Genomic DNA, 12,905 nt, shown 5'->3' on the forward strand with positions numbered 1-12,905 from the left:
CACGCCGCCGCATCTCAGCAGAAGCGGTCGAGCCGGACGATGCGGCAGGACTCGCCGGCCCTTGCGGCGGACGCATGGGGAGGTCGGACCAGCAATACGTCCGAGCGGGTCAGAATGCCGAGCATGGACGAGTCCTGTGCCTTGTGCGGCGTCGCGACGGGGAGCGGCACCGACTGGGCGTCCGTGGGACCTGACAGGGTGAATTCCCCGAGCGATAGAGCCGCCCGCATGTAGTCCTGTCGGTCGCCATTGGCCGGGAGATCGCGTCCGAGAATCGCGGTCTCGGATGGATCCGCGCCTGCCTGCGGATCGCCGCAAAGCGCTCGGATCGCCGGCACGAGGAAAAGCACCGCGCAGACGAGGGACGAGACGGGGTTGCCCGGCAGGCCGAGGAGCAGTGTCTTGCCGAGGCGGCCGTGCATCAGCGGCTTGCCGGGCCGCAATGCGACCCGCCAGAAGCCGAGATCCATGCCCTTCTGCGCCAGCGCCTTCTGAACGAGATCGTGCTCCCCGACCGAGGCACCGCCGAGAGTCACGAGGAGATCGGCGTGCGCATCGAGTGCCGCCTGGATCCGCTCGTCGAGAGAAGAGAGGGTATCGCGCGCGATGCCCAAATCGATGGCTTCGCCGCCCGCTTTCTCCACCATCAGGGCCGTCGCCGGCAGGCTCGAAGCGGTGATCTGGTCCGGTCCGGCCGGCGCTCCCGCCCGCACCAACTCGTCACCCGTCGCCAGGATGGCGACGCGAGGTCTGCGACGGACGGAAAGTTCGCCATGGCCCATCGCTGCCGCCAGGGCGATGTAACGGGCGTCGAGACGCGTCCCGGTTTTCAGGAGAACGTCGCCCGCCTTGAAGTCGAGTCCGGCCGCCCGGATGTGCCGATAGGGTGCGGAAGCCTCAGTCACCGCGACGCGCCCGTCGGAGGCTTGCGTGTTCTCCTGGATGACGACGGAATCGGCGCCGTCCGGAAGAGGCGCGCCCGTGAAGATGCGCACGGCCTGGCCCGGTCCGACGGCCCCGCAGAACCGATTGCCGGCGGCACTCGTGCCGATCACGTCGAGAATCGCCGGGATCCGCCCGATGTCTGCGGCGCGCACCGCATAGCCGTCCATGGCGGAGGCCGGGAAGGGAGGCTGGTCCCGGAGCGCGCTCACGTCCTCGGCCAGAGTGCGCCCGGCGCAGGCGGCGAGCGGCAGGCGCTCGGATACGGTCGGCCCGGACACCCCGGCAAGCACAAGACGCAGCGCCTCTTCGACCGGGATCAGGCTCATGGCGCGTTGAAATCCCCGGAGCGGCCGCCGCTCTTGTGGCGCAGCCGGATGTTCTCGATCCGCATGCCCTTATCGGCAGCCTTGACCATGTCGTAGACCGTCAGGCACGCCACCGAGACGGCGGTCAGCGCCTCCATCTCGACACCGGTCTGGCCGGAAACCTTCACCTCCGCCGTCACGCGCACGCCCGGAAGGCTGTCGTCTAGGTCGCAATCGACCTTCACCTTCGAGATGAGGAGCGGATGGCAGAGCGGAATGAGCTCGTGCGTCTTCTTCGATGCCATGATGCCGGCGAGCCGCGCCGTGCCGAGCACGTCCCCCTTCTTCGAGTCGCCGTGGCGGATCAGGGCCACAGTCTCTGGGCTCATGACGATGCAGCCCTCGGCGACCGCCGTGCGGCTGGTGACGGCCTTTTCCGAGACGTCGACCATGTTGGCCGCGCCGGTCGCATCGAGATGCGTCAGCCCGCTCATGCGGCCTCGCCGAAGAGCAGGCGCCGCGTGGCGGCGGCCACGTCGGCCTGCCGCATCAGGCTCTCGCCCACCAGGAAGGTGCGGATGTTCACCCCGGCGAGGCGGTTGATGTCGTCGAGGGTGAAGATGCCGCTCTCGCCGACGACGATGCGGTCGGCCGGGATCAGAGGCGCCAGCTCCTCGCTGACGGAGAGCGACACCTCGAAGGTGCGGAGATTGCGGTTGTTGATGCCGACGAGCTTGGTCTCAAGGGGAAGAGCGCGGTCGAGTTCCGCGCGATCGTGCACCTCGACAAGCACGTCCATGTCCAGCGCATGCGCGGTATCGATCAGGGCGCGGGCCTCCGCGTCCGTGACGCTCGCCATGATGACGAGGATGCAGTCGGCGCCCCAGGCGCGGGCCTCGTAGACCTGATAGGGCTCGAACAGGAAGTCCTTGCGCAGTGCCGGCAGGCCCGAGGCGTCACGGGCCTGGGCGAGATATTCGGGCTTTCCCTGGAAGGAGGGCGCGTCGGTAAGCACCGACAGGCAGGTGGCTCCGCCTTCGGCATAGGCTTTCGCAAGCGACGGCGGGTCGAAATCGGCCCGGATCAGGCCCTTCGACGGGCTCGCCTTCTTGACCTCGGCGATCAGGGCCGGGCGCCCCTCCGCCAGATGGCGCTCGAGGGCCGCCGCGAAGCCGCGCGGAGGAGAGACGGCAGCGATGCGGCGCTCCAGTTCGGCCTGGGAAACGGCCGCCTTCGCTGCGGCGATCTCCTGGCGCTTATAGGCTTCGATCCGGGCGAGAACGTCACTCATCGCCTGTCCTCACGCGTTCGAAGCGCGGACGAGCTTGTCGAGGGTGGCTTTCGCGGCGCCGCTGTCGAGGGCGCGCGAGGCGCGGTCGAGCCCGTCGCGCAGGTTGGTCGCCTCGTCGGCCACCACGAGGGCGGCGGCGGCGTTGAGCAGGGCCACGTCCCGGTAGGGAATGCTCGCGCCTTCCAGCACGTTGCGCAGCTGAGTCGCGTTGTGCTCCGGGTCCGCGCCCTTCAGGTCCTCCGGCCGCGCGGTCGGAAGGCCGACCTCCTCGGGCGTCACCGTGAAGCGGCGGATGGTGCCGTTTTCCAGCGCCACCACGAAGGTCGGACCGGTCGTGGTCATCTCGTCGAGGCCGTCGGAACCGTGGACCGTCCAGACTTTCTTGGAGCCGAGCTCCTTCAGGACCTGGGTGAGCGGCTCGAGCCAGGCTTCGGAGAAGACGCCCAGAAGCTGGCGCTTCACCCCGGCGGGATTCGACAACGGGCCCAGCAGGTTGAAGATCGTGCGGGTGCCGAGCTCCACGCGCACCGGCGCCACGTGGCGCATGGCGGCGTGGTGCGTCTGGGCGAACATGAAGCAGAGGCCCACATCCTTCAGGCAGCGCTCCAGGTTCGCAGGATCGAGGCCGAGCTTCAGGCCCAGTGCCGCGAGAACGTCGGCGGTGCCGGATTTCGAGGAGGCTGCGCGATTGCCGTGCTTGGCCACCGGCACGCCGCAGGCCGCCACGATGATCGAGGCGAGGGTCGAGATGTTGTAGCTGCCGGAATGGTCGCCGCCGGTGCCGACGATGTCGACTGCCTTGTCCGGGGCGGTCACGGTGAGCATGCGCCCGCGCATGGCCGAGACGGCGCCCACGATCTCGTCGAGAGCCTCGCCCCGCACCCGGAGGGCCATGAGAAAGGCGCCACCCTGGGCCGGCGTGACTTCGCCGGACAGGAGGTCGTCAAAGGCGTCGCGCGCCTCGTCGCGAGAGAGCGAGGCCCCCGTGGCCACCTTGGCGAGATAGGATTTGAACGATTCCATCGGTCTTATTGCCCTGAAGCCGCTTGAGCGCGGGTTGGCGCGTGCCTGGCGTTCCAGGCGGCGGCCAGGTCGAAGAAATTGCGCATGATCGTCGCGCCGTGCTCCGAGAGGATGCTCTCGGGGTGGAACTGCACCCCGTGGATCGGCAGCGTCCGGTGGGACAGTCCCATGATCAGGCCATCCGGCGTCTCGGCCGTGATCGCCAGAGCGTCGGGGCAGGTCTCCCGTTCGACGATGAGCGAGTGGTAGCGCGTCGCCTTGAAGGATCCATTGATGCCGCGGAAAACCCCCTGTCCCTGGTGCTCCACGTCGGACACCTTGCCGTGCATCGGCAGCGGCGCGCGCCGGACGGTGCCGCCGAAGGCCTGCCCGATCGTCTGGAGGCCGAGGCAGACGCCGAAGGTCGGGATCTCGGGCGAGACGCGCTTCACGAGGTCGAGACAGATGCCAGCCTCGTTCGGCGTGCAGGGGCCAGGCGACAGAACGACTGCGTCGGGCGAGGAGGCGAGAATCGCGTCCGTGGTCACGGCGTCGTTGCGCACGACCTCGACAGAGGTCGCGAGCGGACCGAGCAGATGCACCAGGTTCCAGGTGAAGCTGTCGTAATTGTCGATGACGAGGACGCGGGTCATGGTGCGGGAGACGTTTGCCGATGCGGCTGACGGGGTCAAGCGCGGCGTTGTCCCGGTGCTCACTGGCCGAACCTCGCCTGGCTCGCGAAACGCACCGCCTCCTCGGCGGCCCGGAACAGGGCCTTTGCCTTGTTGACGCATTCCTGCTGCTCTGAGGCGGGATCGGAATCGTAGACGATGCCCGCGCCGGCCTGCACAGCCATACGGCCGTCCTTCACCACGGCGGTGCGCAGGACGATGCAGGTGTCCATCTCGCCGTTGGCCCCGAAATAGCCGATGCAGCCGGCATAGGGCCCGCGCTTGTCCTTCTCGAGCTCGTCGATGATCTCCATGGCGCGCACCTTGGGGGCGCCGGAAACCGTGCCGGCGGGAAAGCCCGCTACGAGCGCATCGAGGGCGTCGAAGCTCTCGTCGAGCCGGCCCTCCACGTTCGACACGATGTGCATCACCTGGCTGTAGTATTCCAGGAAGAACGAGTCCGTCACCTGCACGGACCCCATCTCGGCAACCCGTCCCACGTCGTTGCGGCCGAGGTCTAGCAGCATCAGGTGCTCGGCCCGCTCCTTCTGGTCGGCCAGGAGGCTCTCCGCATGGGCCCGATCCTCGGCGGCGGTGGCGCCGCGGGGGCGCGTTCCGGCGATGGGCCGGATCGTGACCTTGCCGTTGCGGACCCGCACCAGGATCTCGGGCGACGAGCAGACGATCTGGAAATCCTCGAAGTCGAGGTAGCAGAGGAACGGCGCCGGGTTGATCCGGCGGAGCGACCGGTAGAGCGCGAAGGCCGGCAGCGGAAAGGGCGCGTCGAAGCGCTGGGAGAGCACCACCTGGAAAATATCGCCGGCGCGGATGTATTCCTTCGCCTTCGCGACCATGCCCTCGAATTCCTCAGGTGTCGTGTTCGAGGTCGGCGGCTCGAAATCGATCCCGCGCGGGTCGGTCCGGTGCTCGAAGGGCAGGGGGCGCTCCAGCGCGAAGGTCACCTCCTCGAGCCGCGCCAGGGCTGCCTCGTAGGCAGTCTTGGCGGACATGCCGTCCTTCGGGCGGACCGGGGTGATGAGGGAGATCTCGTCCTTCACGCCGTCGAACACGACCATGACGGTCGGCCGGATCAGGATGGCGTCGGGGACCTTCAGGACGTCGGCGTTCGGCTCCGGCAGGCGCTCCATCTGCCGCACCATGTCATAGCCGAGATAGCCGAACAGGCCCGCCGCCATGGGCGGCAGATCCTCGGCGAGGGGCAGGGCGCTCTCGGCGATCAGGGCGCGCAGGCTGTCCAGGGGCCTGCGGTCGTCCGGCTCGAAATGCGCCGCATGATCCAGCGCGCGACGGTCAATCGACGCCACGCCGTCCTGGCAGCGCCAGACGAGATCGGGGTCGAGGCCGATCATCGAGAAGCGGCCGCGCACCGCGCCGCCCTCCACCGATTCGAGCAGGAAGGCAGAGCCCTTGCGGCCGTGCCGCAGCTTCAGGAAGGCTGCGACCGGAGTCAGGAGGTCCCCGACGAGGCTGGTGCGCAGCACACCGGCCTCGCCTGCTTCATAGGCTTTCGCGAAGGCGTCGTAGGCGGGCGTGACGGCCATGGGGCTCAGATTTCGCCCCCCGTGGCCTGGCGCAGCGCCTGCTGGTTGATCGTCACGCCGAGGTCCTGGCGGATCTGGGCGATGTACTGGTTGATCAGGTCGTTGCTCATCCCGTTGCGGAGCTGGTTCTCGATGTTCTGCGCCTCCTGCGTGGTCGTCACGAGCGGCGGCACGGTGGCTCCCGTCACCTTGAAGACGGCGCGGGAATCCGTGCCGTTGGCCGCATTGGCCGCCTGGCCGACCGGGACCGCGAAGACGCGGGCCACGGCTTCCGCCGTCAGGTCGTCCTTGGCGGCGTTGCGGGCGAGGTCGCTGGCGGTCTTGACCGGTGCGCCGCTCTCCTGAGCCACGGCCTCGATCGCTTCGCCCTTCTGCAGGCGCTCGGTCAGGCCGCGGGCCTTCTCGGACAGCTTCTGGGCGATCTGGTCGTCGCGCCACTGGGCCGAAACCTGGTCGCGAACCTCTGCGAGGGTTTTCTCGCGGGCGGGCTCGACCCCGGTCACGTCGTACCAGATGTAGCCGCCGTTCGAGCGCAGGGCTTCGTTGTCGGCGCCGATATCGGACGCGAAGGCGGCCTTCACGACGGCATCCCGATCCGGGATGTCGACCGGGTTGCCGGCCCTGTCGAGACCCTGGGCGTCGACCGCCGGCACCTGGACGATGTTCAGGCCCTTCTCCTTAGCGATCTCGGCGAGCGGACGGGCGCCTGCGCGCAGGTCCTCGATGGCATCGTGGATCGTCTCGATCTCGCTGCGGGCGCGGGCCTGGGCCAGCTCGTTGCGCACGTCGGCCGACACTTCCTCGAAAGGCTTGACCGATTCCGGCTGGATTTGGGTCACCCGGACGAGAACCGGTCCGAAGCGGCCGGCGACCGGGCCGCTGGTCGCGCCCTGCTCGAGGGAGAAGGCCGCGTCGGCCACGGTCTGGTCGAGCATCTCCGACTTGGCGAAGGTGCCGAGATCCAGGTCCTTGGGCTCGATGTTGCGCTCGGTCGCGACGGACTCGAAGGTGGCGCCTTCCTTGATCTTGTTGAAGGCCGCCTCGGCCTCCTCCATCGTCGGGAAGGTGATCTGCTGGATCGTGCGGCGCTCGGGGGTGCCGAACTTGGCCTTTTCCTGCTCGTAGCGCTGGCGGGCATCCGCGTCCGAAACGCTCTCCGGCTTGGCGATGGCGGCCGGCGTGAGCGCCAGCACCGAAACGGCGCGGAATTCCGGCGCCTGATAGGCGCTCTTGCGCTCGTTGTAGAAGGTCTGGAGCTGCTCGTCCGTCGGGGCAGGGATGTCGCCCGCCATCTGCGGGGTCAGCACGAAATAGGAGGCCGTGCGGCGCTCGTTCGTGTAGCGGTTCATCGCCTCGCGGGCGGCGAGCGGCACGGTCAGGTCGCCCGCGAGGGCCTCGGCCAGGTGAATCCGGGTCATGGCGAGCCGCTGCTCCTGCACGAAGCCGGTTTCGGACAGGCTGGCATTGCGGAGCACCTGGTCGAACAGGGCGCGGTTGAACTGGCCGTCGGCGCCCTTGAAGTTCGGATCGTCCATGACGGAGCGGGCGACGAGCTGGTCGGAAACGCTGAGGCCCAGCTTGCGGGCCTGCTCGCCCATGACGGCCTCGGTCACGAGGGTGGACAGGACCTGCTGGTCCAGGCCGAACGCCTTGGCCTGCTGCGGGGTGATGACCGTCCGGAACTGGCGGCCGAGCCGCTGGAGCTCGTTGTTGTAGGCGTTCCGGAACTGGTTGACCGAGATCTCCGTGTCGCCGACCTTGGCGACGGTGCTCGGGGCCGTCGTGCGGAAAATGTCGCCGATGCCCCAGATGGCGAAACTGACGATCAGAATGCCGAACAGGATGGTGGCGATGATCTTGCCGACCACGCTCTGGCCGGCCTTGCGCATTCCTCGGAGCATTTGAACCCGTCTCGCTTAAAACTCGTTAAAGACGCCGATAACCGATCAGGGGCCCGTCGAAAAGGGCAAGTCTGGTTGAAAGCCCACCTGAGCCTCTGCTAGTGCCAATCTATCAAGCGTGACAGGAGAGCGTGAATGAGCGTCGATCGGCCGCGCCCGCTGGTGGCGGGCAACTGGAAAATGAACGGGCTGAAGTCCTCCGCCAAGGTTCTGGACGAGATTCATGCCGGCTATACCCCGGGCCTCAAGGCCAAGGTCGACCTAGCCGTCTGCCCGCCGGCCACGCTCGTCGGCCCCCTCGCACTCCAGGCGGTCGGGTCCCGCGTCGCCATCGGCGGGCAGGACTGCCATGCCAAAGAGTCGGGCGCCTTTACCGGCAATGTCTCGGCCGAGATGCTGGCGGATGCCGGGGCAACCTACGTGATCGTCGGGCACTCCGAGCGGCGCCAGTACCATGGCGAGAAGGACGTGGACGTCTGCGCCAAGGCGGTCGCCGCCCACCGGGCCGGGCTCACGGCCATCGTCTGCATCGGCGAGACCCGCGAGGAGCGCGAGGCCGGACGCGCCCTGAGCGTGGTCAAGAAGCAGCTGCGCGGCTCGACCCCGGTCGATTCGAACAGCCAGAACCTCGTGGTGGCCTACGAGCCCGTCTGGGCGATCGGGACGGGACTCACTCCGACGAGCGCCGACGTGGCCGAAGTCCACGCCCTGATCCGCGACGAGCTCAAGCGCTTGGTCGGCAAGGCCGATTCCGCACGGGTGCGGATCCTCTACGGCGGCTCCGTGAAGCCCTCCAATGCGACCGAGCTGATGGCGGTCGAGAACGTGAACGGCGCCCTCGTGGGCGGCGCCAGCCTCGTGGCGGCCGACTTCCTGGCGATTGCGGGCGCGTATCTGGAATAGCCCCCATGCAAAAGGTGCTTGCGGGTCTTTGATCCTGCAACCACCTATGCTACAGGCCGCCCAACGAACGATTACGAGCGGCTGACGCCTGCCGGCGCGGCCGCTTGAGGTTTTTGGAACGATGCAAACAGTTCTCATCATTGTCCACCTGATCATCGTGCTCGCCCTGATCGGCGTGGTGCTCCTGCAGCGCTCCGAAGGCGGCGGCATGGGTCTCGGCGGCGGAGGCGGGAGCGGCGGCGTGTCCGGCTTCATGACCGGCCGCGGCCAGGCGAACGCGCTGACCCGGGCGACCGCCATCCTGGCTGCCCTGTTCTTCGTGACGAGCCTCGCGCTGACGATCATGGCCGCCACCAGCCGTGCCCCGCGCTCGATCTTCGACGGCGGCGCCCCGGCTGCTCCGGCGGGCCAGCAGGCTCCGGCCGCCCCCCAGGGCGGCAACGTCCTTGAGCAGCTCCAGCGGATGCAGGGCGAACAGCCCGCACCGGCGCCCGGCGCGCCGGCTCCGGCGGCACCAGCCCCGGCACCGACAGCGCCTCAGGTGCCCCAGTCTCAGTAAGGCGAAAAGGGCCGGGCTTCCGGCCCTCTCTTTTTGTTGATGGCAATCGAGCGGCCGGGTTCGTTGTTGCGAATCGGCGCTCCTTCTTTATGGATAGGGGTCCATGACGCGGTACGTATTCATCACCGGCGGCGTGGTGTCTTCGCTCGGCAAGGGCCTGGCTTCGGCGGCCCTGGGAGCGCTTCTCCAAGCTCGCGGCTACAAGGTCAGGCTTCGCAAGCTCGACCCATATCTCAACGTCGACCCGGGGACCATGAGCCCCTACCAGCACGGTGAGGTCTTCGTCACCGACGACGGGGCCGAGACGGACCTGGACCTCGGCCACTACGAGCGCTTCACGGGCGTGCCGGCCTCGCGGGCCGACAACATCACCACGGGCCGGATCTATCTTGACATCATCACCAAGGAGCGGCGCGGCGACTACCTCGGCGCCACGATCCAGGTGATTCCGCACGTGACGAACGCCATCAAGGACTTCGTCCTCACCGGGAACGAAGGCTTCGACTTCGTTCTCGTCGAAATCGGCGGCACGGTGGGCGACATCGAGGGCCTGCCGTTCTTCGAAGCGATCCGCCAGCTCGGCAACGATCTGCCCCGGGGGCAGGCGATCTACACTCACCTGACCCTGCTGCCCTACATTCCGTCCGCGGGCGAGCTGAAGACCAAGCCGACCCAGCACTCGGTGGCGGAGCTGCGCTCCATCGGCATCCAGCCGGATATCCTGCTCTGCCGCACCGACCGGGAGATTCCTCGCGACGAGCGGCGCAAGCTGGCGCTGTTCTGCAATGTGCGCGAGACGGCCGTGATCGAGGCCCGCGACGCGCCCTCGATCTACGACGTGCCGCTGGCCTATCACGAGGCCGGTCTCGACAGCGAGATCCTCGCCGCCTTCGGGATCGAGAACGCGCCCGCGCCGGACCTCAGCCGCTGGACCCGGATCTCCTCCCGCGTCCACAACCCGGAGGGCGAGGTTAACATCGCCGTCGTCGGCAAGTACACGGGCCTCAAGGACGCCTATAAGTCCCTGATCGAGTCGCTCCATCATGGCGGCATCGCCAACCAGGTGAAGGTGAACCTGCACTGGATCGAGAGCGAGATCTTCGAGCGCGAGGATCCGGCTCCGTTCCTGGAGGGCATCCACGGGATCATGGTGCCGGGCGGCTTCGGCCAGCGCGGCGCCGAAGGCAAGATCCGCGCCGCCCGCTTCGCCCGCGAGCGCAAGGTGCCGTATTTCGGCATCTGCTTCGGCATGCAGATGGCCGTGATCGAGGCTGCCCGCTCTCTCGCCGGAATCGAGGAGGCGAGCTCCACCGAGTTCGGCCCGACCCCTGAGCCCGTGGTCGGTCTCCTCACGGAATGGCTGCGCGGCAACGAGCTCGAGAAGCGTGCGGCCGGCGGCGACCTCGGCGGCACCATGCGTCTCGGCGCCTATCAGGCCACCCTCGCGCCCGGCAGCAAGGTGGCCGAGATCTACGGCGGCACCGAGATCTCCGAGCGCCACCGCCACCGGTACGAGGTCAACATGTCCTATCGCGAACGCCTGGAGGAGAAGGGCCTGCGCTTCTCCGGCGTGTCGCCGGATGGCATCCTGCCGGAGATCGTCGAGTATGCCGACCATCCGTGGTTCATCGGCGTGCAGTACCATCCCGAGCTGAAATCCCGCCCCTTCGAGCCGCACCCGCTCTTCACGAGCTTCATCCACGCCGCCGTGGAGCAGAGCCGGCTGGTGTGAGCCGGGAGGGCAGGGACTTCCTTCAGGTTGAAAAGAAGAGCCTCGCGATGCCGCTGCATCGCGAGGCTTTTTCTAGTCTGACCTCGCCGCTCCGTCAGATCACGAAGAAGTCCGCTTTGGTGAGGGTGGGCTTGTTGGTGAGCTTGGCGATGGCGATGGCAGCCTTCGCGCCCGAGCCGTCCTCGTCGTAGTAGAGCACGCCCGTCTTCTTGTTGTAGACGATGCGGTCGCTCGCATCGTGCGCCTTGCTGCCGGCATAGAACGCCTTCGCCTCCAGCGCCCCCTTCTTGGCGATCTTCGTGAACACGCCACTCTTCTTCAGCCAGATCGTGTCGTCCGCCGCGTTGAAGTCGGTGATCGAGTCTACGTTGGTGCGGTTGTTGGGCCGCGTGTCGAACACGAACACGTCGCCTCCGGCCCCACCCGTGAGCACGTCCTTGCCAGCCCCGCCATAGAGCGTGTCGTTGCCCGCCTGCCCGGTGAGCGTGTTGGCACCCGATGTGCCACGCAGCACCAGGTTCACCGCCCCTGGCGTGCCGGGAGTACCAGGGTTGGTCGGGGTGCCGGGCGTGGTGTCGAGCAGGTCGGTGACAGTGATGGTGAAGCTCTGGGTGGTCTCGCCGCCCCAGGCGTCTTTGGCCGTGACGGTGACGGCGTGCTGCGTCTTGGCCTCGAAGTCGAGCGCGCGGGTGACCACCAGCTCGCCGTCGCGGATGGCGAACACCCCGTCCGGATCGGCCGCGAGGCTGTAGCTGACCGCATCCCCGTCCGCATCGGTGGCGGCAAGCTGCCCCACCACCGCGTTGGCGGCGTTCTCGGCCACGCTCATGTTGGACAGGCCCACGGAAGCCGGCGCGCTGTTGATCAGCGCCACGGTCTTGTCGCTGAACCTGGCGAAGCGGATGTTGGTCAGGGTGTCGGTGCCGTCCTGGCCGTTGTTGTTGTGCTGGACCGTGATCGTGGCGCCGTTCTTTGTGACGGTGTAGTCGCTCGCGCGGCCGGAGAACACGGCCGTGTTGACCCCGCCGCCGCCGTCCAGCGTGTCGTTGCCCTTGCCCCCGGTGAAGGTGTTGGCGTCGGCATTGCCGATCAAGTGATCGCCGAACGAGGTGCCGATCAGCGCCTCGATGCTGATGTAGGTGTCGGCCCCGTAGGTGTTGTTCGCATAGTCCTTGTTGGCCATATTGACGAAGACGGATTGCCCGTCCGCTTCGGCGTCCTGGAACACGACCGTATCGAAGCCGTCGCCGCCGTTCAGAATGTCGTTGCCATAGCTGCCGTCCAGCGTGTCGTTGCCGCCCCCACCCTCGAGCCTGTCGGCGCCCACCCCAGTCCTCAAGACATTCTCAACGTCATTGCCGATGAAAGTAATTGCCTGGCCTGCGCTAGTATATTGGATCGAGAGATTCTCAACATTGCGCAACGTCTCTAAACCATGTCCCGTATCTTGCCGGTCCGTTAGCCGAAGATCGACTACAATCGCGTCTAGACCTTCAAAGACGACGGTATCGAATCCTTCTCCGCCGTCGTAGAAATCGTTTCCGATGCCATCAAGAAAGGTTTCACCGCTCACTCCTCCATAAGCAACGTCCTCCCCACCACCGAGTGAGACAGAGCCGGTTACGGTTCCAGATCGGCCATCATAAACATCAGATCCAGCCCCACAGTTAACTTGTCCTTGTATTAGACCTGAATTGACAATATTACTAAGCCTAGAAAATGAATTAAGGCTTCCTATCAGTTCTCCGACATTGAACAACGAAAACATACTTGCATTTGAAGAAACAGTAATCGCCGTCTTGAATGCAGGATTGACTTGTTCAGTATCGGATATTTTTCCATAATTCCATATTGCGGTCGATCCTGTTGAGAATATCCCCGAAGCTATCCCTCGTACTTCTCCACCTGCTCCAACCGTAACTGCACCGCCTGCTGCGCCTATACCAATGCCGTTCCTGTTGTCGCTTTCGACTAGGCCGTTGACGACTACTCTGTTGGTAAGATCTGTGATCGCGATGCCGTCGCCAGGCCCAG

11 protein-coding genes are annotated in these 12,905 nt (G+C 66.7%); 3 read left to right on the plus strand and 8 right to left on the minus strand.

Features of this window, described 5'->3' with window-relative positions; translation table 11 throughout:
* Positions 1-14: 14 nt before the first annotated feature.
* Genes DES45_RS19285 through DES45_RS19315 form a run of 7 tightly spaced genes read right to left on the minus strand, consistent with a single transcriptional unit; the run spans position 15 to position 7,677 of the window.
* Entirely contained in the window at positions 15-1,271 is a 1,257-nt protein-coding gene (locus DES45_RS19285) for a molybdopterin molybdotransferase MoeA (RefSeq protein ID WP_114771675.1), read from the minus strand.
* Positions 1,268-1,744 (minus strand): cyclic pyranopterin monophosphate synthase MoaC, encoded by a 477-nt coding sequence (gene moaC, locus DES45_RS19290; RefSeq protein WP_114771676.1) that lies wholly within the window; start codon positions 1,742-1,744, stop codon positions 1,268-1,270. The genes DES45_RS19285 and moaC overlap by 4 nt, the downstream gene beginning before the upstream one ends.
* Positions 1,741-2,541 carry an indole-3-glycerol phosphate synthase TrpC gene (trpC, locus tag DES45_RS19295; RefSeq protein WP_114771677.1) on the minus strand — a complete coding sequence of 267 codons (801 nt, stop codon included), beginning with the start codon at positions 2,539-2,541 and terminating at the stop codon, positions 1,741-1,743. The genes moaC and trpC overlap by 4 nt, the downstream gene beginning before the upstream one ends.
* A gap of 9 nt (positions 2,542-2,550) precedes the next feature.
* The gene (trpD, locus tag DES45_RS19300; RefSeq protein ID WP_114771678.1) at positions 2,551-3,564 is read right to left on the minus strand and encodes an anthranilate phosphoribosyltransferase; all 1,014 of its coding nucleotides are present in this window, start codon (positions 3,562-3,564) and stop codon (positions 2,551-2,553) included.
* Positions 3,565-3,569: 5 nt separating this feature from the next.
* On the minus strand, positions 3,570-4,196 hold the full coding sequence (locus DES45_RS19305; RefSeq protein WP_114771679.1) for an anthranilate synthase component II: 627 nt from the start codon (positions 4,194-4,196) through the stop codon (positions 3,570-3,572).
* Between the two features lie 59 nt (positions 4,197-4,255).
* The gene (trpE, locus tag DES45_RS19310; RefSeq protein WP_114771680.1) at positions 4,256-5,776 is read right to left on the minus strand and encodes an anthranilate synthase component I; all 1,521 of its coding nucleotides are present in this window, start codon (positions 5,774-5,776) and stop codon (positions 4,256-4,258) included.
* Between the two features lie 5 nt (positions 5,777-5,781).
* Positions 5,782-7,677 (minus strand): SurA N-terminal domain-containing protein, encoded by a 1,896-nt coding sequence (locus DES45_RS19315; RefSeq protein ID WP_114771681.1) that lies wholly within the window; start codon positions 7,675-7,677, stop codon positions 5,782-5,784.
* Between the two features lie 135 nt (positions 7,678-7,812).
* Here DES45_RS19315 and tpiA point away from each other — a divergent pair, with 135 nt between their 5' ends.
* From tpiA to DES45_RS19330, 3 genes are all read left to right on the plus strand, one after another.
* The gene (gene tpiA / locus DES45_RS19320; protein WP_114771682.1) at positions 7,813-8,580 is read left to right on the plus strand and encodes a triose-phosphate isomerase; all 768 of its coding nucleotides are present in this window, start codon (positions 7,813-7,815) and stop codon (positions 8,578-8,580) included.
* A 121-nt stretch (positions 8,581-8,701) separates the two neighbouring features.
* Positions 8,702-9,139: a preprotein translocase subunit SecG gene (gene secG / locus DES45_RS19325; protein ID WP_114771683.1), complete on the plus strand. Its 438-nt coding sequence runs from the start codon at positions 8,702-8,704 to the stop codon at positions 9,137-9,139.
* 103 nt (positions 9,140-9,242) lie between these two features.
* Positions 9,243-10,871, plus strand: coding sequence for a CTP synthase (locus DES45_RS19330; RefSeq protein WP_114771684.1), 1,629 nt, complete (start codon positions 9,243-9,245; stop codon positions 10,869-10,871).
* Positions 10,872-10,965: 94 nt separating this feature from the next.
* On the opposite strand, the gene DES45_RS25235 is transcribed toward DES45_RS19330, so the two are convergent.
* Positions 10,966-12,210 carry a cadherin domain-containing protein gene (locus DES45_RS25235; RefSeq protein ID WP_173947410.1) on the minus strand — a complete coding sequence of 415 codons (1,245 nt, stop codon included), beginning with the start codon at positions 12,208-12,210 and terminating at the stop codon, positions 10,966-10,968.
* Positions 12,211-12,905: the final 695 nt, after the last annotated feature.

This window comes from Microvirga subterranea, from assembly GCF_003350535.1.
Taxonomy (GTDB): Bacteria; Pseudomonadota; Alphaproteobacteria; order Rhizobiales; family Beijerinckiaceae; genus Microvirga; species Microvirga subterranea.